This window comes from Clavibacter michiganensis subsp. tessellarius (assembly GCF_021922985.1).
Lineage (GTDB): Bacteria > Actinomycetota > Actinomycetes > Actinomycetales > Microbacteriaceae > Clavibacter > Clavibacter tessellarius.
The window spans coordinates 2,993,977-3,013,716 of the sequence record NZ_CP040788.1 but is presented as its reverse complement, the minus strand read 5'-3'; the positions used below and the strand labels follow the sequence as shown (position 1 = coordinate 3,013,716).

At 74.5% G+C, this 19,740-nt stretch carries 21 protein-coding genes; 12 read left to right on the top strand and 9 right to left on the bottom strand.

The annotated features are described in order from the left end of the window. On the bottom strand, positions 1-939 hold the full coding sequence (gene cysK, locus FGG90_RS14365) for a cysteine synthase A (RefSeq protein WP_094126363.1): 939 nt from the start codon (positions 937-939) through the stop codon (positions 1-3). A gap of 486 nt (positions 940-1,425) precedes the next feature. Here cysK and FGG90_RS14360 point away from each other — a divergent pair, with 486 nt between their 5' ends. Further along, positions 1,426-1,770, top strand: coding sequence for a hypothetical protein (locus FGG90_RS14360; RefSeq protein WP_237583437.1), 345 nt, complete (start codon positions 1,426-1,428; stop codon positions 1,768-1,770). A gap of 69 nt (positions 1,771-1,839) precedes the next feature. Here FGG90_RS14360 and FGG90_RS14355 read toward each other — a convergent pair whose 3' ends face one another. After that, the gene (locus FGG90_RS14355) at positions 1,840-2,553 is read right to left on the bottom strand and encodes a TetR/AcrR family transcriptional regulator (RefSeq protein ID WP_094126364.1); all 714 of its coding nucleotides are present in this window, start codon (positions 2,551-2,553) and stop codon (positions 1,840-1,842) included. A 97-nt stretch (positions 2,554-2,650) separates the two neighbouring features. Here FGG90_RS14355 and FGG90_RS14350 point away from each other — a divergent pair, with 97 nt between their 5' ends. The 4 genes from FGG90_RS14350 (at position 2,651) to FGG90_RS14335 (ending at position 6,844) form a co-directional block, all read left to right on the top strand. Beyond that, entirely contained in the window at positions 2,651-3,568 is a 918-nt protein-coding gene (locus FGG90_RS14350) for an SDR family NAD(P)-dependent oxidoreductase (protein ID WP_094126365.1), read from the top strand. 94 nt (positions 3,569-3,662) lie between these two features. Continuing rightward, positions 3,663-4,628 (top strand): quinone oxidoreductase family protein, encoded by a 966-nt coding sequence (locus FGG90_RS14345; RefSeq protein ID WP_094126366.1) that lies wholly within the window; start codon positions 3,663-3,665, stop codon positions 4,626-4,628. Between the two features lie 44 nt (positions 4,629-4,672). Next, positions 4,673-5,743, top strand: coding sequence for an LLM class flavin-dependent oxidoreductase (locus tag FGG90_RS14340; RefSeq protein ID WP_094126367.1), 1,071 nt, complete (start codon positions 4,673-4,675; stop codon positions 5,741-5,743). A gap of 81 nt (positions 5,744-5,824) precedes the next feature. After that, entirely contained in the window at positions 5,825-6,844 is a 1,020-nt protein-coding gene (locus FGG90_RS14335; protein WP_094126368.1) for an LLM class flavin-dependent oxidoreductase, read from the top strand. Positions 6,845-6,928: 84 nt separating this feature from the next. Here FGG90_RS14335 and FGG90_RS14330 read toward each other — a convergent pair whose 3' ends face one another. Next, complete coding sequence (locus tag FGG90_RS14330; protein WP_094126369.1) at positions 6,929-8,524, bottom strand: MFS transporter; 1,596 nt, start codon at positions 8,522-8,524, stop codon at positions 6,929-6,931. 60 nt (positions 8,525-8,584) lie between these two features. On the opposite strand from FGG90_RS14330, the gene FGG90_RS14325 reads away from it, so the two are divergent. The 4 genes from FGG90_RS14325 (at position 8,585) to FGG90_RS14310 (ending at position 11,684) form a co-directional block, all read left to right on the top strand. Further along, positions 8,585-9,187, top strand: coding sequence for a TetR family transcriptional regulator (locus FGG90_RS14325; RefSeq protein WP_094126370.1), 603 nt, complete (start codon positions 8,585-8,587; stop codon positions 9,185-9,187). A gap of 117 nt (positions 9,188-9,304) precedes the next feature. Next, on the top strand, positions 9,305-9,661 hold the full coding sequence (locus FGG90_RS14320) for a TIGR02611 family protein (protein ID WP_094126371.1): 357 nt from the start codon (positions 9,305-9,307) through the stop codon (positions 9,659-9,661). A gap of 86 nt (positions 9,662-9,747) precedes the next feature. After that, on the top strand, positions 9,748-10,989 hold the full coding sequence (locus FGG90_RS14315) for a sensor histidine kinase (RefSeq protein ID WP_094126372.1): 1,242 nt from the start codon (positions 9,748-9,750) through the stop codon (positions 10,987-10,989). Next, the gene (locus FGG90_RS14310; RefSeq protein ID WP_094131197.1) at positions 10,986-11,684 is read left to right on the top strand and encodes a response regulator; all 699 of its coding nucleotides are present in this window, start codon (positions 10,986-10,988) and stop codon (positions 11,682-11,684) included. Before FGG90_RS14315 ends, FGG90_RS14310 begins: the two co-directional genes overlap by 4 nt. A gap of 49 nt (positions 11,685-11,733) precedes the next feature. On the opposite strand, the gene FGG90_RS14305 is transcribed toward FGG90_RS14310, so the two are convergent. From FGG90_RS14305 to FGG90_RS14280, 6 genes are all read right to left on the bottom strand, one after another. Then, positions 11,734-12,810 (bottom strand): alkene reductase, encoded by a 1,077-nt coding sequence (locus tag FGG90_RS14305; protein WP_094126373.1) that lies wholly within the window; start codon positions 12,808-12,810, stop codon positions 11,734-11,736. A 227-nt stretch (positions 12,811-13,037) separates the two neighbouring features. After that, positions 13,038-13,823, bottom strand: coding sequence for an RDD family protein (locus tag FGG90_RS14300; protein WP_094126374.1), 786 nt, complete (start codon positions 13,821-13,823; stop codon positions 13,038-13,040). Between the two features lie 141 nt (positions 13,824-13,964). Beyond that, positions 13,965-14,201, bottom strand: coding sequence for a hypothetical protein (locus FGG90_RS14295; protein ID WP_094126375.1), 237 nt, complete (start codon positions 14,199-14,201; stop codon positions 13,965-13,967). A 2-nt stretch (positions 14,202-14,203) separates the two neighbouring features. After that, the gene (locus tag FGG90_RS14290) at positions 14,204-14,659 is read right to left on the bottom strand and encodes an SRPBCC family protein (RefSeq protein WP_094126376.1); all 456 of its coding nucleotides are present in this window, start codon (positions 14,657-14,659) and stop codon (positions 14,204-14,206) included. 163 nt (positions 14,660-14,822) lie between these two features. Continuing rightward, positions 14,823-15,551 carry an SGNH/GDSL hydrolase family protein gene (locus FGG90_RS14285; protein WP_094126377.1) on the bottom strand — a complete coding sequence of 243 codons (729 nt, stop codon included), beginning with the start codon at positions 15,549-15,551 and terminating at the stop codon, positions 14,823-14,825. A 56-nt stretch (positions 15,552-15,607) separates the two neighbouring features. Further along, positions 15,608-16,873, bottom strand: a complete 1,266-nt coding sequence (locus tag FGG90_RS14280; RefSeq protein ID WP_094126378.1) for a M23 family metallopeptidase — start codon at positions 16,871-16,873, stop codon at positions 15,608-15,610. Between the two features lie 251 nt (positions 16,874-17,124). On the opposite strand from FGG90_RS14280, the gene FGG90_RS14275 reads away from it, so the two are divergent. The 3 genes from FGG90_RS14275 to FGG90_RS14265 are packed head-to-tail and all read left to right on the top strand — an operon-like array spanning position 17,125 to position 19,657. Then, positions 17,125-18,360 carry a benzoate/H(+) symporter BenE family transporter gene (locus FGG90_RS14275; RefSeq protein ID WP_094126379.1) on the top strand — a complete coding sequence of 412 codons (1,236 nt, stop codon included), beginning with the start codon at positions 17,125-17,127 and terminating at the stop codon, positions 18,358-18,360. Beyond that, positions 18,357-18,776: a hypothetical protein gene (locus FGG90_RS14270; RefSeq protein WP_094126380.1), complete on the top strand. Its 420-nt coding sequence runs from the start codon at positions 18,357-18,359 to the stop codon at positions 18,774-18,776. Before FGG90_RS14275 ends, FGG90_RS14270 begins: the two co-directional genes overlap by 4 nt. Next, a complete protein-coding gene (locus FGG90_RS14265; protein WP_094126381.1) occupies positions 18,773-19,657 on the top strand; it encodes an NAD-dependent epimerase/dehydratase family protein in 885 nt (294 codons plus the stop codon). Before FGG90_RS14270 ends, FGG90_RS14265 begins: the two co-directional genes overlap by 4 nt. Positions 19,658-19,740: the final 83 nt, after the last annotated feature.

Sequence of the window (19,740 nt, the reverse complement as noted above, 5' to 3'; positions counted from 1 at the left end):
CTAGTCGCGCAGGTCGTCGAAGAGCACGGTCGAGAGGTACCGCTCGCCGTAGTCGCACACGATCGCGACGATGGTCTTGCCTGCGCTCTCAGGGCGCTTGGCGATCTCGAGCGCGGCCCACACGATGGACCCCGACGAGATGCCGCAGAGGATCCCCTCGTCGGTCGCGAGCGCGCGGGAGACGCGGATGGAGTCCTCGAGCGAGACGTCGACGACCTCGTCGTAGACCTCGGTGTCGAGGATCTCGGGCACGAAGTTCGCCCCGATGCCCTGGATCTTGTGGGGGCCGGGCTTCCCGCCGGTGAGGATGGGCGAGTCCAGCGGCTCGACCGCGACGATCTTCACGCCGGACTTCCGCTCCTTGAGCACCTGGCCGACGCCCGTGATGGTGCCGCCCGTGCCGACGCCCGCGATGAACACGTCGACGGCGCCGTCGGTGTCCGCCCAGACCTCCTCGGCCGTGGTCTCGCGGTGCTTCTGCGGGTTGGCCGCGTTCGCGAACTGCTGCGCCCAGATGGCGTTCGGCGTCTCCGCCACGATCTGCTGCGCGCGCTCGACGGCGCCGCGCATGCCCTCGGGGCCGGGGGTCAGGACGATCCGCGCGCCGTACGCGCGCAGCACCAGCCGGCGCTCGATGCTCATGGTCTCGGGCATCGTGAGGATGACCGTGTAGCCGCGCGCCGCGCCCACCATGGCGAGCGCGATGCCGGTGTTGCCGCTCGTGCCCTCGACGATCGTGCCGCCGGGCTTCAGCTGGCCCGACGCCTCGGCCGCGTCGATGATGGCCACGCCGATGCGGTCCTTCACGCTGGACGCGGGGTTGTGCGACTCGAGCTTCACGAGCACCGTCGCGTCGAGCCCCTCCGTGAGCCGGTTGAGACGCACGAGCGGCGTGCCGCCGACCAGCTGGGTGATGTCGTCGTAGACGCGACCTGCCATGGGTTCCACCTTCGTCGTGATCCTGATCGGTGCGGGGCCGGACCGCGCGCACCGGCTCGTCGTCGAGCCTATGGGAGGCCAACCGCGCGCGTCGCGGCGGCATTCCGGGGCGGGTGGACGGCGACCGCGGTCGAGCTGTGGAGGAGGGACATGCCCGACCGCCCCACCGCACGGCATGCGTGACGCGCCTGCACCGGAGGAAGGCGACCCGGTCCGGCGGAACCCGCCCGACTGGACACCGCCCGGCTTGTGGGCGCCGCTGTCGGGGCACCTCACGGTGGCGCTGGTGAAGGCGCCGATCGTGGTCGTGGTGTCCCAGGCCCTCATGCTCATCCCTGCCTGGGGCCCGGGCTCGCTCGATCGGACGATCGGAGGGGCGACCCTCATGACCCTGGTCTTCTGCGCCGTCGAGGTCGTGGTCGAGCGTCCCTTCGTCGTCCGCCGTCGGCTGATGGCTCCGGGCGGATGGGGCTTCGCGGTCCTCCCGTGGCTCGCGGGGGCGACGCCGCAGCAGCGGCGGTCATCCTGTCGCTCGGCGTCCCGAGCGGTGTCGTGCTCGCCTCGGTGATGGCCGGCGTCGAAGGACGCGAGACGCTGTGGAGACGGGCTTGGCGCCCCCGCGCGACCGACGCCGAGTTCCACGAGAAGTGGCTGGCGTCCCGGGAGCTGACGAAGGAGACCTCCGCGCCCGACGTCGCCGAGATCCGCCACCGGCTGGACGAACGGGCGATGGACGGGTACCGCCGGAAGATCGCCGAGCGCGAGGAGCAGCGCGCGCGGGACGAGGAGCAGGAGCGCGACGAGGAGGACCGTCCGCCGCGCGACGCGTGACCCCGGGCCGCGGACCCGGCGGGTCGAACGGACGAGCGCCGGGCGAGGGAGATGCGGGCGGATCCCCGCCTACGCGGACGGACCGGAGACGCCGTCGAGATGCGCCAGCGGATCGGATCCGGGGCGCGGCAGCGCGCCGACGAGCGTCGAGGTGAAGACGTCCCGGAGGGCGTCGACCAGTTCGAGGTTCAGCACGCCGAGCTCGGGCTCGTCCGCGTAGGCGGCGAGGAGGCTGGGCGAGGGCGGCACGTAGGTCGACAGCGCTCCGGCGGACACGACGGTCATGAAGCAGAACATCTGCGCGCCCTCGCCGAGCTCGGGGAGGTGGCGGCGGACGAGCTCGGTCATCGTGGCGAGCTTGGCGAGGGAGGACCGCTTGTGCGCCTTCACGACCTCGACCGAGACGTTGTGCTCGAGGACGCCGCCCTGCGCACCGAAGAGGTCGCAGAGCACCACCTGCTGCGCCAGGGTGCCGCTGAGCACCTCCGCCAGCCGGTCGGCACGCACCGCAGGCGTCGACTTCCTGTCGAGCTCGTCACCCAACTCGGTCTCGAGCACGACCAGCCACCTCGCGAAGTAGTCGTCCATCAGGTCGAGCAGCACCGCCTCCCTCGACTCGAAGTACCGCAGGACGTTCGACTTGGCCAAGCCGACGCGTCTGCTCAACTCGTTGAGGGTCACCTCGGCCACGGTCATCTCCTGGAGCATGCCCGCGGCCGTGTCCAGGATCGCCTGCCGCCGGATCTGCCGCTGCTCGTCGTTGCGTGCTCGTTGGAAGGTCATGTGCCGACCTTAGTAAAGACCGGCGGTCCCTTGACAAAAGACCGGCGGTCTCCTATCTTGATGCGGACGACAGACCACCGGCCTTCCAAGGAGCATCGTGAACCACGACTGGACCGAGCAGCAGATCCCCGACCAGAGCGGCCGGGTGGCGATCGTCACCGGCGCGAACACCGGATTGGGGTTCGAGACCGCGCGCATGCTGGCTGAGCACGGTGCGACCGTGGTCCTCGCCGTCCGCGATGTCGAGAAGGGCCGGCATGCGGCCAGCCGCATTACCGGCGACGTGCGGGTGCAGGCCCTCGACCTGACCTCCCTCGACTCCGTGCGCTCCACGGCGTCGGACCTGCGGGCCGAGCACGAGCGGATCGACCTGCTGATCAACAACGCCGGCGTCATGCACACGCCGAAGAAGACCACCGCGGACGGGTTCGAGCTGCAGTTCGGGACGAACCACCTCGGCCACTTCGCGCTCACCGGCCTGCTGCTGGACCGGCTCCTGCCCGTCGCGGGCTCCCGCGTCGTGACCGTCAGCAGCATCGGCCATCGGATGCAGGCCGCCATCCACTTCGACGACCTCCAGTGGGACCGCTCCTACAGCCGCACCGGCGCCTACGGCCAGTCCAAGCTCGCCAACCTGATGTTCACCTACGAGCTGCAGCGCCGCCTCGCCACCCACGGGACCACCGTCGCCGTCGCCGCCCACCCCGGGCTCTCCGACACGGAGCTCACGCGCAACGCGCCTGCCGCGTTCCGCCTGCCCGTGGCCTGGCTCACGCCGCTGATGACGCAGCCCGCGGAGATGGGCGCCCTGCCGACGGCGCGTGCTGCGACCGACCCGGGCGTCCTCGGCGGCCAGTACTACGGACCCGGCAACCGCAGCGAGACCCGGGGCCACCCGAAGATCGTCACCTCCAGCCCGGACTCGCACGACCTGGCGGTCCAGCAGCGCCTGTGGACGGTGTCGGAGGAGCTCACCGGGGTGACGTTCCCCGTCAGCACGGTCCCCCTGCGCTGACACCGGGGACTCGCACCGGACCGTCGCGACCTCCTCGCCGGGCAGGTCGCGTCGGACGCGTGACCGCGGGCCGCCGACACGGCAGGCTGGACCCATGAGCGCGCGCATCGAGGTTCAGGGGCCCGGCGGCCCCGAGGTCATGACCCTGACGGACGGCCCCGTGCTGGATCCCGGGCCCGGCGAGGTGCGGATCCGCGTGCACGCCGCGGGCGTCAACTTCATCGACACGTACCGCCGCAGCGGCGTCTACCCGATGGCGCACCCGTACGTCCCCGGATCCGAGGCCGCCGGCGTGATCGAGGCGCTCGGCGACGGCGTGACCGGCGTGCACGTCGGCGACCGCGTCGCGACGGCCGAGGCGACAGGCACCTACGCCGAGCACGCGCTCGTCCGCGCCGAGACGCTGCTGCCCGTGCCCGACGGCGTCGGCATGGAGGTCGCCGCCGCGCTCCCGCTCCAGGGCCTCACCGCGCACTACCTCGCGACGAGCTCGTACCCGGCCGGCCCCGGGGATCGCGCGCTCGTGCACGCGGGCGCCGGCGGCGTGGGGCTCCTGCTCACGCAGCTGCTCGCGGATCGCGGCGTCGAGGTGATCACCACGGTCTCCACCGAGGAGAAGGCCGCGCTCTCCCGCGCGGCCGGCGCCGCCCACGTGCTCGGCTACGACGACGTGCCGGTGCGCGTCCGCGAGCTCACCGACGGCCGCGGCGTGGACGTGGTCTACGACGGCGTGGGCCGCGACACGTTCGACGGCTCGCTCGCGTCCCTGCGCATCCGCGGCACGCTCGTGCTCTTCGGCGGCGCGAGCGGCCAGGTGCCGCCGTTCGACCTGCAGCGACTCAACTCCGGCGGATCCCTCGCCGTCACCCGCCCGACGCTCGCCCACTTCCTGCTCGACGCGGAGGAGCGGCGCTGGCGCGCGGGCGAGCTGTTCGCGGCCGTGCTCGACGGATCCCTCGACGTGCGCGTCGGCGCCACGTACCCGCTCGCCGACGCGGCCCGCGCGCACGAGGACCTGGAGGCCCGGCGCACCACGGGCTCGATCGTCCTCATCCCCTGAGGCCGGGTCGGCGCGCTCGCATCGGCACCGCCTACCCTCGTCGCATGCCCGCACCCGGATCCGCGCCGACGCGCCTCGGCTTCCTCACCACCGGCCCGTTCGATCCGGCCGATCCCGCCGTCGGCCTCGAGGAGGCGCTCCGGCTGGTCGAGCTCGGCGACGCGCTCGGCCTCGACACCGCGTGGCTCCGGCCCGACCACCTCCGCCACGCGATCTCCTCCCCCGTCGCGATGCTCGCCGCCGCCTCGCAGCGCACGCGCCGCATCGCGCTCGGCACCTCCTCCATCCCCGTCCGAGCCGAGAACCCGCTCCGCCTCGCGGAGGACCTCGCGACCGTCGACCTCCTCTCCGGCGGCCGCCTGCGCCCCGGTCTCTCGGTCGGCAGCCCGAAGCGCGTGGCCGCGGTCGACCGGGCCGTGCACCCGATGACGGCCGAGCACGAGGAGCCGGGGCGCGAGCGGCTCCTGCGCTTCCGCGACCTGCTGCGCGGCGGACGGGTGCCGGGCGCGGACGAGCGGCCCGACGGATCCGACGACGAGCACGACGACGACGCCCTCACCCCCACGGTGCAGCCGGCGTCCCCCGGCCTCGCCGACCGGCTCGGCTACGGCGCGGCGACGCTCCGCACCGCGGCCTGGGCGGGATCGCACGGCTTCCGCCTGCTCGCCTCCGACGTGACCGAGCGCGCATCCGGCACCGGCGGCCGCGGCTTCGCGGCCGACCAGCGCGACCTCATCGACGCCTACCGCGCCGCGCATCCGGACCCGGCCGCCGCGCACGTCACGCTCGCCCTCGTCGTGGTGCCGACCGACGGCGCGACGGCCGAGCAGCGGGCCCGGTACGCGGCCGACGCGGCGGCGCGCGCCGAGCGGGCCCGGCGCACCGACCAGTCGGAGGACGCGGCGGCCGCGTCGAGCATGGTCCGCGCGCCCGACCTCGTGGGCCCGTCCGACGAGCTCGCCGCCGCGCTCCTCGCGCACCCGGCGGTGCAGGCCGCCGACGAGCTCGCGATCGCGCTGCCCGCCGGCCTCCCCGCGGGCGACCTCGCGCGGATCCTCACCGACGTCGCCGAGCGCCTCGGCCCGGCGCTCGGCTGGGCGCCCGCGACCGCCTGATCCGCGTCGGCTGCCTCCCGGCGCGAGCCGCGTCCGGGGTCGCCGCCGGGCGCTGCGGCGCCGCCCGCCTACCATCGGTCCATGCCCGCATCCGGTACCCCGCTCGCCCGCCTCGGCTTCCTCACCATCGGCACGTTCGACCCGACGGAGCCCGCCGAGGGCCACGAGGCCACCCTCCGGATCATCGAGAGGGGCGAGCAGCTCGGCCTCGACAGCGCGTGGCTCCGGCACCGCCACCTCCAGCACGGCATCTCCTCCCCCGTCGCCGTGATGGCCGCCGCCTCGCAGCGCACGCGCCGCATCGACCTCGGCACGGCCGTCACGCCCATCGGCGCCGAGAACCCGTTCCGCCTCGCCGAGGACCTCGCCACCGTCGACCTCCTCACCGAAGGCCGCCTCCAGCCGGGCTTCTCGGTCGGCACGCCCATGCGCTTCGACACCTACCAGGACGCGATCTACCCGGCGACCGCCGACCTCGAGGACCTCGGCTACGACCGCCTCCTCCGCTTCCGCGACCTCGTGCGCGGCCGGACCGTCAGCGACGCCGCCTCCCGCGAGGGACAGGAGGAGTACGCCTCCACCGTGCAGCCGTACGCCGCGGGACTCGCCGAGCGGATCTGGTACGGCGCCGCGAGCACGCGCTCCGCGGTCTGGGCCGGCGAGAACGGCTTCCGCCTCCTCACGTCGAGCGTGATCCAGGGCGAGCTCGGCAACGACTTCGGCGCGAACCAGCGGGCGCAGATCGACGCCTACCGGGCCGCGCATCCGGCCGGCGCCGACGCCCGGGTGTCGCAGGGCCTCGTCGTGATCCCCACCGACCGCGCGACCCCCGAGCAGCGCGCCCGCTACGAGGCGTACGCGGCGTCCCGGTCGCACCGGGTGGGCGTGCCGCAGGGTCCGCGGGGGCTGCTCTTCGCCGAGGACCTCGTGGGCACCTCGGAGGAGATCGCCGCGCGCCTGCACGCCGACCCCGCGTACCAGGCGGTCGACGAGGTCGCGTTCGCCCTCCCCTTCACCCTCGGCGAGGCCGACCTCGAGCAGATCCTCACCGACATCGCCGAGCTCCTCGGCCCGGCGCTCGGCTGGTCGCCCGCCGTCTGACCCGGCCCGCGCACGACGACGCCCCTCCCGCCCGACCACGAGGGTCGGTGCGGGAGGGGCGTCGTCGTGCGATCCGGCGCGGGATCAGTGCATGCTCACGGCCTCGGTCGACGCGCCCTCGCGGAAGCGCTCGATCGGGACGCGCACCATCGACCAGGAGATGATCGCGGCGCAGGCCACGCCGATCGCCGCGGCCAGGAACACCACGTGGTAGCCGTCCACCTGCTGCTGCAGCGGGTTCTGCACCCCGTCGGTCGTCGCCGCGGTGACGGCGGAGGCGAAGAGCGCGGTGAAGACGGCCGTGCCGATGGATCCGCCGATCTGCTGCGTGCCCGTGAGCGCCGCGCCCGCGACGCCCGCGTCACGCGGCTCGATGCCGGAGAGCGCGACGTTCTGCATGGGCACGAACACGCACGCGAGCCCGATGCCGAGGAGGATCTGGCCGGGCAGCACCTGCACGACGTACGCGCCGTCGACCGTGACGCGGCTGAACCAGAGGAGCCCGGCGGCGGCGATGAGCGGGCCGACCGTCATGAGGATCCGCGGGCCCACCTTCGGCAGCAGCCGCGCGACCTGCGGCGCCGTGAGCATGATGGTCGCGGCCATCGGCAGCGACGCGAGGCCCGAGATCAGCGGGGACATGCCGAGCACGATCTGGAAGTGCAGCGTGAGGTAGAGCAGGCCGCCGAGGAGCGCCGCGCCCACCATCACCGAGGTGAGGTACGCGCCGCCGCGGGTGCGGTCAGCCACCACGCGGAGCGGCAGCAGCGGGTTGCGCGCCCGCGACTCCCACCAGACGAAGGCGACCATGATGCCCACGCCGAGCGCGAGGAAGCCGATGGTGTCGGGCTGGCCCCAGCCGTTCTCGGCGCGCGAGAAGCCGTAGACGATGGAGGCGAGGCCGACAGTGACGAGCAGCGCGCCCGGCACGTCGTAGCTGCGGTCGCCGTCGGCGCGGCTCTCCTGCACGAGCGGGATGCCGGCGATGATCGCGACGATGGCGATCGGCACGTTGACGAGCAGGCACCAGTGCCAGCTGAGGTACTCGGTGAGCACGCCGCCGAGCAGCAGGCCGACGGCCGCGCCGGATCCGGCGATGGTGCCGTAGACCGCGAACGCCTTGACGCGGTCGGGCCCGGACGGGAACGTCACCGAGAGGAGCGCGAGGGCCGCGGGGGCGAGGAGCGCCGCGAAGACGCCCTGGAGGCCGCGGGCGATGAGGAGCATCTCGCTCGAGACGGCGAAGCCGCCGAGCGCGCTGGCCGCGGCGAAGCCGACCATGCCGAGGAGGAAGGAGCGCTTGCGGCCCCAGTAGTCGGCGACGCGGCCGCCGAGCAGGAGGAGCGAGCCGAACGCGAGCGCGTAGACGGTGACGACCCAGGTGCGGTCGGCGTCGGTCATGCCGAGGTCGCGCTGCGCGGCGGGCAGCGCGATGTTCACGATGGTGCCGTCGAGCACGACCATGAGCTGGGCGAGCGCGACGACGGCGAGGAGGATCCACTTGCTGCGGGCGGAGGGCGCGGCGGGGGTCGCGGGGCCCGCGGGCTCCGCAGCGGAGCCGGCCGGGCCGGCGGGCGCGGCGGGGGACGTCGTGGGCGGTGCGTCTTCGGGGGTGCGTGCGTGGGAGATCTGGTGCTCCTGGAGGATCGTGCGGCGCCCGGGCGGGCGAGGACGGTCCAATCTAGGGCCGCGCCGTGCACCGAGTCAAACGAACCGGTTCGTTTGACATACGCTGTTCACATGGCAGAGACGACGGGGTCCGCCCGATCCACCACCGACGAGAAGCAGGACGACGTCCGGCACCGCATCCTCCTGGCCGCGCGCGAGGAGTTCGCCGCGCACGGGTTGGCGGGGGCGCGGGTCGACCGCATCGCCCGCTCGGGCCGCGCGAGCAAGGAGCGGCTCTACGCGCACTTCACCGACAAGGAGTCGCTGTTCCACGCGGTGCTGAAGCTCAACGGCGTCGAGTTCTTCTCCGCCGTGACGCTGGATCCCGCCGACCTCCCCGGCTTCGTCGGCCAGCTCTTCGACCACGCGTACGAGCACCCGCAGCACCGCCGCATGCTGGCGTGGGCACGGCTCGACGGCCTCGAGCTCGACGTGCCGCACAGCGCGACCTCGCCGTCGGCCAAGGTGCAGGCGGTCCGCCGCGGGCAGGAGGAGGGGCACATCGACCCGTCCTGGGATCCGCAGCGCCTCCTCACGATGCTGTTCGCGCTCGCGCAGGCGTGGGTGCAGTCGCCGTACCCGGCCATGCACGCGGACGGCCCGCGGGCGCGCGCCGCCGACCGGGCGGCCGTCGTGGAGGCAGCCCGCCGGATCACGGCGCCGCCCACGCGCTAGGCGGTCGGCCGCGAGCGGAGCCGTCGCCGGCTCCTCCCCCGGCGCATCCGTCACGGCACCCTGCGGATTCCCCGGATGAGGGAGACGCCTCCCAGGACCCGCCCGTAGCGTGGGAACATGTCCGACACCCTGACCCGCGAGTTCGAGGCGGGCTCCAGCCACGCCCATCCGCTCCGCCGGTTCCTGCGTCGCTGCCGGGCCTGGATCGAGCTGCACCCCAAGGCGCGCTGGCTCTACCGGATCCTGGTCGGCATGCTCGGCGTCGGCATCGTGCTCGTCGGCATCGTGCTCATCCCGCTGCCCGGCCCGGGCTGGCTCATCGTCTTCCTCGGCATCGCCGTGCTCGGCACCGAGTTCCCCGCCGCCCACCGCGTGAACGTCTTCCTCAAGCGCCAGCTCCATCGCTTCTGGGACGCCTGGCGCCGCTGGCGCGCCTCCCGCGCCGCGCGCAAGGCGGAGCGCGTCCGCCGCTGACCCGGCGGTCCCTCCGCTCTCCGACGGCCGGCATCTCCCCCCTCCGGTCGATCCGCCGCCTCCACGCGTCTCCGTAGGGTCGGGGCATGTCCTCTCCCAGCGCCCCCGCTCCCCGCCTCCGGATCCCCGGCCGCACCCGCGCCGTCGGCCGCGAGACCGCGCTGGTCGCCCTCTCCGTCGTGGTCGGCCTCGTCGCCTTCGGCGCCACGCTCACGTTCGTGGACGAGGCGGGGGTCGCCGGATCGCGCGCCGCTCCGCTCCTGCTGCTCGACGCGGGCGCCGGGCTCCTCGGCATCGCGCTCCTGCCACTCCGGCGGCTCGCCCCCGTGACGGTGGCCGTCGCGCTCGGCGCCATCTCGGCCGTCTCGAGCCTCGCGTTCCTCGCGGCCCTGATCGCGCTCGTCTCGCTCGCCGCCCGACGCCGCCCCCGCGAGATCGCGCCGGTGGCCCTGGCCTGGATCCTGGCCATCGGCGGCTGGGAGCTCTCCGGCCTCGCGCTCCTCCCCTCCACGTCCGGCGAGCACCCGCTCCTGGCGGCCGTGCTCGTGGCCGGCGTCGGACTCGTGATCGCCGTCGGCCTGTACGTCGGCGGCCGGCGCGAGCTGCTCGCCTCGCTCCGGGAGCGCGCCCGTCTCGCGGACGAAGAACAGGCCCTCCGCGCGGCGCAGGCGGCCGACCACGAGCGCACCCGGATCGCGCGCGAGATGCACGACGTCCTCGCGCACCGGCTCTCGCTCGTCGCGCTCCACGCGGGCGCCCTGGAGTACCGCGACGACCTCGACCCGGGCGAGGTCCGGCGCACGGCCGGCGTCGTGCGGGACAACGCCCGGACGGCCCTCACCGAGCTGCGCGAGGTGCTCGGGGTCCTGCGCGATCCGCAGGGGTCGCCGGCCGCCGCGCCGCCGCAGCCGACGCTCGCCGACCTCCCGGCCCTGCTCGACGAGGCACGCGCGCTCGGCGTCGCGGTCCGGGTCGACGTGGCCGACGGCACGCGCGACGACCTCCCGCGCCTCGGCGTCACGACCTCCCGCCACGCGTACCGGATCGTGCAGGAGTGCCTGACGAATGCCCGCCGGCACGCGCCGGGCGCCCCGGTCGAGGTCGCGGTCTCGGGCCGTGCGGGCGGGGAGCTGCGGATCGCCGTCGCCAACCCACTGCCCGGAGACGCGGTCGACGGTGACGTGGCGGCCGCCCCGGCGGACGGCGCTCCCGCGGGCCACGGCCTGACCGGCCTCGCCGAGCGGGCCCGCGCGGTGCACGGCACCCTCGGGGTCGCGCGGATCGACGGCCGGCACGTCGTCGAGGCGGTGCTCCCGTGGGCGGCGTGAGAGGCGGTGGCGACAGCGTCCCCGCCGTCCCGGACGCCCCGATCCGCGTGGTGGTCGTCGACGACGACGCGCTCGTGCGCGCCGGCCTCGGCATGATGCTGGGCGGCGGGCACGGCCTGGAGGTCGTCGGCGAGGCGCCCGACGGGCTCGCGGCGGCCGCGGTGATCGCGCGCACGGCGCCCGACGTGGTGCTGATGGACATCCGGATGCCGGTCTGCGACGGGATCGCCGCGACGGCCCGCGAGGTCGCCCGCCGACCCGACCTGCCGGTCATCGTGCTCACGACCTTCGACGCCGACGAACTCGTGCTCGGCGCCCTCCGCGCGGGCGCCCGCGGCTTCCTGCTCAAGGACACGCCGCCCGCCGAGCTCGTCGACGCCGTGCGCCACGCCGCCGCCGGCCGGTCGATCCTCTCCCCCTCGGTGCTCGACACCGTGATCGGGGTGGCCGCGCAGCGCGACCGCGGCGACCGGACCACCGAGCGCGCCCGCTTCGACACGCTCACCGAGCGGGAGCAGGAGGTCGCGCTCGCCATCGCCCGCGGCCTGCCGAACGCGCGCATCGCCGCCGACATGTTCGTGAGCGTGGCGACGGTGAAGACCCACGTGGGCCACGTGCTGGAGAAGCTCGGCGTCGACGGACGCGTGCAGGTGGCCGTGCTCGTGCACGAGGCCGGGCTCGCTCCGTCGGAGTGAGCCCGGCCTCGGGCGGTGCCGGCCGGAGCCGGTCAGGTGACGCGGCGGATCAGCTCGCGGCGAGCGCCGGGTAGTCGGTGTAGCCCTCGGCGCCGGGGCCGTAGAACGTGGCCGGGTTCGGCTCGTTCGTGGGGGCGCCGGACTCCCAGCGCTCGACGAGGTCGGGGTTCGCGATGACCATGCGGCCCACGGCCACGACGTCGGCCGTGCCGTCGTCGACGAGCTGCACTGCCTCGTCGTACTCGGTCTGCACGCCGAAGCCGCTGTTGATCATGAGCGGTCCGCCGAACGTCTTCCGCAGGCCCTGCACGAGCTCGCCCGCGGGCTCCGCGTGCAGGATGCTCACGTACGCCATGCCGAGCGGCGCGATGCCGGAGAGCAGCGCCTCGTAGGTCGCGCGCGTCTCGTCGGCGTCCTCCTCGAGCACGTCCTGGATGTTGTGCGACGGGGAGATGCGGATGCCGACGCGGTCCGCGCCGATCTCGCGCGCGACCGCGTGGGCCACGTCGATGCCGAGCTTCGCGCGGGCCGCGGGCGATCCGCCGTAGGCGTCGGTGCGCACGTTGGAGACGGGCGAGAGGAACTCGTGCAGCAGGTAGCCGTTGGCGGAGTGGATCTCGACGCCGTCGAAGCCGGCGTCGACCGCGTTGCGCGCGGCGACCGTGAGCTCGTCGACGATGAGCGGGACCTCGTCGGTCTCCGGCTCGCTCGGCACGGGGTACGGCTTCTTGCCGGTGGGCACGTGCACCTCGCCCTGGATGGCGATGGCGCTCGGCGCGAGCAGCGGCAGGCCGCCCGTGATGTCCTCGTGCGAGACGCGGCCGCCGTGCATCAGCTGCATGACGATGCGGCCGCCCGCCGCGTGCACGGCCTCGGTGACCCGGCGCCAGCCGGCGATCTGCTCGTCCGTCACGATGCCGGGCTGTCCCGGGTACGCCTTGCTGCGCTCGCTGGTGAACACGCCCTCGGTGACGATGAGGCCGGTGGACGCGCGCTGGCGGTAGTGCTCGACGATCAGGTCGCCGGGGACGCCCTGCTCGTCGGCGCGCATGCGGGTGAGGGGCGCCATGGCGACGCGGTTGGGGAGCTCGAGGGCGCCCAGGGTGACGGGGGAGAAGAGCTTCACGTGGTGGATCCTTCGTCTCGCGGGTGGCCCGGCGCGCGCCGCGACGGATCACGTCGGGGTGCGGGCGGGGACCAGCGGCCCGAGCGGACCGCCCTCGCCCGAACCCGGTCCCGGCGGGTGCCATTCCTCGCGGGTCCCTTCTCCCAGGCGCTCGTCAGGCTGCCTGCACGGCCGGGCGCGCCGCGGGGCCGGCCGGCAGGACGAGGAGGGCGCCGCGGGATCGCTCGTCAGAACGAGGCGGACGCCTCCGTCCGGCGGGCGAGCACCACGTCGTCCGCCGCCAGGTCGTGCCAGCCGCGGAGCAGGTGGCGGGAGTCCCAGCCGACGGACGCGTACGGCAGCCAGATGGTGAAGATCGAGCCGATCGCGAACGCGTTCTGCACGACGCCGCGGAGCAGCGCCCGGCCGAAGCCGAGCATCCCGGGCTCCGAGAAGCGCTGCACGCGGATGCCGACCATGGCCTTGCCGGGCGTCGAGCCCTTCCAGCCGAGCCACCACGTCGCGATGAGCAGGTACGAGACCATGCTGATGAGGAAGCCGAGCAGGGCTGCGCCGAAGTACGCGTCCATCATGTCCTCGGCCGCCTGGCCGAACAGCTGCATGTCGTTGATCCGCTGCCGGGCGATCCCCTGCAGCGGCACGATGAAGGCGCCCGCCGAGAGCCCGCCGACGATCCCGAAGACGACCTGGTCGAGGATCCGTCCGGCCGCGCGCCGCCCGACGCCCGCGAGCCGCCAGCCGGGATCGACGTGCGCGGGCAGGGGCCGCATCGCGTGCGGCACGAGGACCATGCCGTAGCCGGGCGGCGGCACGGCGCCCGGGTGCATCGGCGGGTAGGGCCCGGCGGGGTGCGGGTCGCCGGGCTGGGGCGCGACGGGGAAGGAGCCGGCCGGGTACGCGGACGCGGGGGCGTACTCCGACGCGTACGAGGACCCGCCCTGCGGATCCGCCGCCCCGCGCTCCTGCGGCCGCTCCCCCGCGTCCGGCCGTCCGTCGTCGTGCGTGTCGCTCATCGCGTCTCCCGTGGTCGCTGCGCCCGGCGGCGCGGATCCAGAGTATCCAGCGGGTGAGGGAATCGGGACGCGGGAAGGGCCCGGCACCCTCGTGGGTGCCGGGCCCTCCCGGTCGTGCTGGTCGTGCGGGCGACGCTCGCGTCAGCCCTGGATCTCCCCGCGGGACACGGCCTCGGCGTACTTGCGGAGGTCCGGGCCGGGCTCGAAGTCGATGAACCGGTCCTTGAGCTGCTCGAAGAGGCGCTGGTACACGGTCTCCCAGTCCTTCCCCTCGAGCTCGCGGGCGGCCGTCTGCACGGCCTCCTGGAGCACGCGGTCGCTGTCCGTGAGGATCTTGTCGCGCGCCTCCTGGTTCCAGCGGATCTCGTCGGTCTGCACGATCAGGCCTGGACGTCGCCGCGCCAGGCGCCCTCTTCGGTGCCGCGCTTCTCGATGAACTCCTTGAAGTTCTTGAGGTCGCCCTTGATGACGTGGTCGTCGACGCCGATCGCGGCGCCGACCTTCTCGACGAGGCCCTTGGCGGCCCAGTCGAGCTGGACGGTGACGCGGGTCTCGGTGTCGCTCAGCTTGTGGAACGTGACGACGCCGGCGTGGTCCTCGTCGCCGCCCGTGGAGTTCCAGGCGACGCGCTCGTCGGGGTGCTGCTCCGTGATGTTCGCCTCGAACGTGCGCTCGACGCCGCCGATCTTGACCTTCCACTCGGTGAGCGTGTCGGTGACCTGCGTGATCGACTCCACGTAGCTGAGGAAGTTCGGGAACGACTCGAACTGGGTCCACTGGTTGTAGGCGGTGCTGACGGGGACGTTGACGTCGACGGTCTCGATTACCTGGGGCATTGCTTCTCCTCGTTCGATCTCGGTGCGTGGGGTCGGGTCGCGATGCGACCCGGGAGCCCGGGCTCCGGTGAGGACACCGGGGCGGGCACGCGTCCGACGCTACGCCCGGCCCGAGCCGGGGATCCCGCACCCGGGGAATGCACAGGGAACGGTCAAGCGGAGGTCACGCCTCGCGCGGGGACGACGCCGACGGGCCGAGCATCCGCGTGAGGAACGCGCGCGCCCACGTCGCGTAGACGCGCGAGGCCTGGGCGGAGTCGGGGTCGCCGAGGTCGATGACGCTCTCGCTGGGGAACGCGACGGACGCGACCGCGGGGCGGGACGCGATGACCTCGGCCGTGACCCGGTTGAGCAGGCGACCGTGACGTGCCGCGATGGTGCGCCAGGGCTCGGGCAGGCCCGCGCTGTCCTTGAGCGGCGGCACCTCGGAGAGCAGGACGCGCGCACCCTCGGGCAGGCCCCGGCTGAGGTCGTCGATGGTGGCGCACAGCAGGCGGCGCCAGGTGCGCTGCGGGGTGAGCCGGATGCTGTCACCCACGCCGAGCATGAGCAGCACGACGTCGACGTCCTCGAGGAGCTCGCGGTCGCGGACCGTGGCGGCGGCCGTGTGGATGGTGAGGTCGGCGAACGGGCGGGTGGTCCACTCGACGCCGCGCGCGGTGCGTCGCGACAGCTGCCGCGCGAAGTGGCCGGCCATGCCGAGCTCGTGCGAGAGCACCCCGAAGCCGACGGCGGTGGCCTCGCCCATGACGAGGATCCGCTGCGGCGCCTCGCCCTCCACCGTGCCGGAGCCGGCGTCGCGCGGGAAGACGTTGCTCTGCAGGCCCGCTCGGAGGGCCAGGTACTGCACGAAGATGACGGGCCGGACGATGCCCTGCGCGATGCGCCTCATCCGACCTGCCACGCGCCGCACCCCCCGGTGATCGTCCCGTCCAGGCTACTCCCCGGTCAGACGCCGCGTGCGCGCAGGAACGGCATGGGGGACGTGGCCACCCCGCCCTGGCGGACCTCGAAGTGCAGGTGGCAGCCGGTGCTGTAGCCGGCGTTGCCGACCGCACCGATCTGCTGGCCCGCCTGCACGGCCTGGCCCGTGCGCACCATGACGCCGTAGGAGTACATGTGCCCGTAGACGGTCGTGACGCCGCCGCCGTGGTTGAGCGTGATCGCGTTGCCGAAGCCGCTGGATCCGCCCGCGAACTGCACGGTGCCGGAGGCCGCCGCGTAGATCGGGGTGCCGCAGCCCGTGCCGAAGTCGTCGCCCGCGTGCAGGCGCCAGACCTTGGCGATCGGGTGGAGGCGCATCCCGTAGGACTGGTAGAAGCCGTAGCTGCGGATCGGCATGGTCCAGCCGGACGCCGAGGGCTGGCCGCCGGAGGACGGCGGGCGGGGCGCGTTGGCCGGCGGGCGTGAGGCCGCGTTCGCCGCGGCGGCTGCGGCGGCCGCCGCCGCGCGGGCCTCGGCCTGGCGGCGCGCCTCGGCGGCCGCGGCCTCCTGGCGCTTCCGCTCGCCGATCGCGAAGCCCTCCTCGACGGAGATGCGCGAGTCGCGGAGCGTCGTGAGCTGCGCCTGGAGCTCGGAGCTGCGGGCCTCCTGCTCGGCGAGCGCCTGATCCGCCCGGGCCTGGGCCGCGGACGCCTCCTGCAGCTTCGCCTCGGCGACGGCCGCGAGCTCGGCGAGCGCGTCCTTGGCGACGGCGGCCTGCTTGCCGAGCGACTCGGCGGTGCGCGCCGCGGTGACCGCGGACGTGAATGCGGTGTCCTGGCGGTCGGCGAGCTTGGTCGCGGTGCCCATGCGGGCGAGGAGGGCGTCGGCGTCCTCGCCGCCGCTCGCGAAGAGGCGGAGCGAGACGTCGCCGCCGCCGCTCCGCGCGAGCTGCGCGACGAGCTGGCCGACCTGGCGCTTGGCGTCGTCCGCCTCGGTCTGGGCCTTCTGGGCCTTGGTCGCCAGTGCCTCCGCCTTGCCGGTCGCCTCGTCGAGCGCGTCGACCGCGGCCGCGTGCTCGTCGGCGCGCTGGAGGGCGAGGGCCGTGGCCGCCTCGACCTCGCCGACGAGGCCGGAGATGAGGGAGGTGATGCGCGTGACCTGGTCGGCGGTGGCCTGCTCGCTCGAGCGCGCGGCCTGCACCTCGGACCAGGTGGGGTACTCCTCCGCCGCCTGCGCCGACGGCACGCCGAGCCCGACCAGGAGGGCGCTCGCGGCGAGGGTGGCGGCCATCCGGAGGCCCCGCGCGGTGCGGGCCCGGGGGCGCGATGCGGCGCGGCGGGAGGTGCGGGCGATGCGGGAGATGGCGGGCCTCGTCGGTGTCGGTGGAGCGCGGTCCTTTCGACGGTAACCGAAATGCGCAGGAACACCACCATCCACTTTCGTTTCCGCGCATGAGGAAATCCGGTCCGCGCCACCGACGCGGGACGGCCGCGACCCTAGGATCGGGCGGCAGGACGACCCGCGTCCGGTCGGGAGCTCGCATGTCGGTCATCGAGGCGCGGGGCGGTCGGGCGCAGGCGCGCGGGGCCGGGATCGTCACCGCCGTGGTCGGGTTCGCCGGCACCTCCGCGGTCGTGCTCACGGGGCTGACGGCGGTCGGGGCGTCGCCCGCGCAGGCCGCATCGGGTCTGCTCGCGCTCTGCATCACCCAGGGCCTCGGCACCGTGCTGCTCGCGCACCGCTTCCGCCGCCCGATCACCCTGTCGTGGTCGACGCCCGGGGCGGCGCTGCTCATCGGATCCGGCGCGGTCGAGGGCGGGTGGGCCGCCGCGGTGGGCGCGTTCCTCGTGTGCGGGATCCTCGTGCTGGCGACCGCGCTGTGGCCGCTGCTCGGGCGCCTCGTCCGGCTGATCCCGGCGAGCGTCGCCGCCGCGATGCTCGCGGGCGTGCTCCTCCCCCTCTGCGTCGCGACCGTGACCGCGGCGGTCGCGACGCCGCTCGTCGTCCTGCCCGTGATCGCCGCCTGGCTCGTCGCCGCGCGCCTCGCCCCGCGCTGGGCGGCCCCCGCGGCGCTCGCGGCGGCCCTCGTCGTGGTCGGCGTCTCGCTCGCCGTGGTCGGGCCGGCCCCGGGCGCCGCGCTCGACGCGGCGCACCTGCTGCCGCGGATCGAGCTGACCGCGCCCGTCGTCACGCTCTCCGCCGCCGTCGCGCTCGGGATCCCGCTGTTCGTCGTGACGATGGCGTCGCAGAACCTGCCCGGGGTCGCCGTGCTCGCGAGCTTCGGGTACGAGACGCCGTGGCGCGCGTCGATGGCGACGACCGCGGCGGCGACCCTCGTGAGCGCCCCCTTCGGCGGGCACGCGGTGAACCTGGCGGCGCTGTCCGCGGCGCTGTCGGCGGCGCCCTCCGCGCATCCGGATCCCGACGAGCGGTGGCGCGCGGCGAGCACGGCCGGGTGGACGAACCTCGTGCTCGGGCTCGCGTCGGCGGCGCTCGCGACCCTGATCGTGGCGGGCCCGGCGGGCGTCGTGGCCGCCGCGGCCGGGCTCGCGCTCGCGCCGTCGCTCGCGTCGAGCCTGGCGTCCGCGATGCGGGAGCCGGGCGCGCACCTGCCCGCGGTGGCGACCTTCGTGGTGGCGGCGTCCGGGATCACGGTGGGCGGCCTGGGCGCGGCGTTCTGCGCGCTCGTGGCGGGGGTCCTGGTGCACCTCGCGCTCCGGACGCGGGCGACCCCGCGTGACAGACTCGATCGACACGAGGAGCGCGACGCCGCATGAGCCACGACACCACCCCCGCATCGCCCGGAGCCGACGCCGCCGTCGACGCGTCCGGGCCGCGCGACACCGAGCTGCAGAGCACGACCTGGACGCTGGTCCTCGCGCTGAGCGCCGAGCAGGTGTCGGGCGACGGCACCCGGTCCGCCCGTCTCGCCGAGGCGCAGGCCGCGTTCGAGCGCCTGCTGCCCGCCGACCACGTCGTCGTCCGCTGGACCCGCGAGGTCGGCCGGATGATGACCGAGGAGGCGCGCCTCTGGACCCGGTGGGAGCTGTTCACGCCCACCGTCGCGACCCCGCTGAAGCTGTGGTCGGAGGGCTACGTCGACGAGGCCTGGTTCGCCGAGCGGCTCGAGGACGACCCGTTCGTGCCCGTCGTGATGAAGGCCCCCGAGGGCCAGGCGGGGGCCGGCGCATGAAGGTCCTCGTCACCGGATCCCGCGGCAAGGTCGGCCGCGCCGCCGTCGAGGCGCTCGTCGCCGCGGGCCACGACGTCACGGGCGTCGACCTCGTGCGTCCCGTCTTCGACGCCGGCGTCGTGGTGCCCGGCCGCTACGTGATGGCGGACCTCACCGACCAGGGCGACGCCTTCGCCGTCGTCGCCGGCATGGACGCCGTCGTCCACGTCGCCGCCATCCCGCAGCCCACCGGCAACCCGGCCCACGTGGTGCTGCAGACGAACCTCATGTCGACGTTCCACCTCATCGAGGCGGCCGTGCGCTTCGGGGTGCCGCGCTTCGTCAACATCTCGAGCGAGAGCATCGTCGGCAACTTCTTCCCCGAGAGGCCGTTCCTGCCGGACTACGCGCCCGTCGACGAGGAGCACCCGCTGCACCCGCAGGATCCGTACGCGCTCTCCAAGGCGTTCGGCGAGCAGCTGATGGACGCGGCCGTGCGCCGCTCCGACATCCGCGTGATCTCGCTCCGCCCGAGCACCGTGCACAACGACGACAACTACGCGTCGAACCTCGGGAAGCAGGTGCGCGACGCGTCCGTGCTCACGGCGAACCTCTGGAGCTACATCGACGCGGACGACCTGGCCGACGCGATCGTGCTGTCGGTCGCGTCCGACCTGCCGGGCCACGAGGTGTTCTACATCGCCGCGGCCGACAACGCGGGCGGGCACGACTTCGCCGCGGAGCTGCGCCGCCACTACGGCGACGCCATCGAGCTGCGGGCGATCGAGCGCGTGGACTCCTCGGGCATCTCGACCGCGAAGGCCCGCCGCCTGCTGGGCTGGGAGCCGAAGCGCAGCTGGCGCGACCACCTCGACGCCGACGGGAACGCGCTGCCGCGCTAGGCGGATCCGTCGACTGAGCGACGTCCGCCGCGAGCGGCCGTTCGGGGGCGTGCACCCCTCGGCGGCCCGTCGCTAGCCTCCGG

What these genes read in the sequence shown, in the direction of transcription:
- cysK (WP_094126363.1), bottom strand. Translation starts at nt 939, where the DNA reads ATGGCAGGTCGCGTCTACGACGACATCACCCAGCTGGTCGGCGGCACG.
- FGG90_RS14355 (WP_094126364.1), bottom strand. Translation starts at nt 2,553, where the DNA reads ATGACCTTCCAACGAGCACGCAACGACGAGCAGCGGCAGATCCGGCGG.
- FGG90_RS14345 (WP_094126366.1), top strand. Translation starts at nt 3,663, where the DNA reads ATGAGCGCGCGCATCGAGGTTCAGGGGCCCGGCGGCCCCGAGGTCATG.
- FGG90_RS14340 (WP_094126367.1), top strand. Translation starts at nt 4,673, where the DNA reads ATGCCCGCACCCGGATCCGCGCCGACGCGCCTCGGCTTCCTCACCACC.
- FGG90_RS14335 (WP_094126368.1), top strand. Translation starts at nt 5,825, where the DNA reads ATGCCCGCATCCGGTACCCCGCTCGCCCGCCTCGGCTTCCTCACCATC.
- FGG90_RS14325 (WP_094126370.1), top strand. Translation starts at nt 8,585, where the DNA reads ATGGCAGAGACGACGGGGTCCGCCCGATCCACCACCGACGAGAAGCAG.
- FGG90_RS14320 (WP_094126371.1), top strand. Translation starts at nt 9,305, where the DNA reads ATGTCCGACACCCTGACCCGCGAGTTCGAGGCGGGCTCCAGCCACGCC.
- FGG90_RS14315 (WP_094126372.1), top strand. Translation starts at nt 9,748, where the DNA reads ATGTCCTCTCCCAGCGCCCCCGCTCCCCGCCTCCGGATCCCCGGCCGC.
- FGG90_RS14300 (WP_094126374.1), bottom strand. Translation starts at nt 13,823, where the DNA reads ATGAGCGACACGCACGACGACGGACGGCCGGACGCGGGGGAGCGGCCG.
- FGG90_RS14290 (WP_094126376.1), bottom strand. Translation starts at nt 14,659, where the DNA reads ATGCCCCAGGTAATCGAGACCGTCGACGTCAACGTCCCCGTCAGCACC.
- FGG90_RS14285 (WP_094126377.1), bottom strand. Translation starts at nt 15,551, where the DNA reads ATGAGGCGCATCGCGCAGGGCATCGTCCGGCCCGTCATCTTCGTGCAG.
- FGG90_RS14280 (WP_094126378.1), bottom strand. Translation starts at nt 16,873, where the DNA reads ATGGCCGCCACCCTCGCCGCGAGCGCCCTCCTGGTCGGGCTCGGCGTG.
- FGG90_RS14275 (WP_094126379.1), top strand. Translation starts at nt 17,125, where the DNA reads ATGTCGGTCATCGAGGCGCGGGGCGGTCGGGCGCAGGCGCGCGGGGCC.
- FGG90_RS14270 (WP_094126380.1), top strand. Translation starts at nt 18,357, where the DNA reads ATGAGCCACGACACCACCCCCGCATCGCCCGGAGCCGACGCCGCCGTC.
- FGG90_RS14265 (WP_094126381.1), top strand. Translation starts at nt 18,773, where the DNA reads ATGAAGGTCCTCGTCACCGGATCCCGCGGCAAGGTCGGCCGCGCCGCC.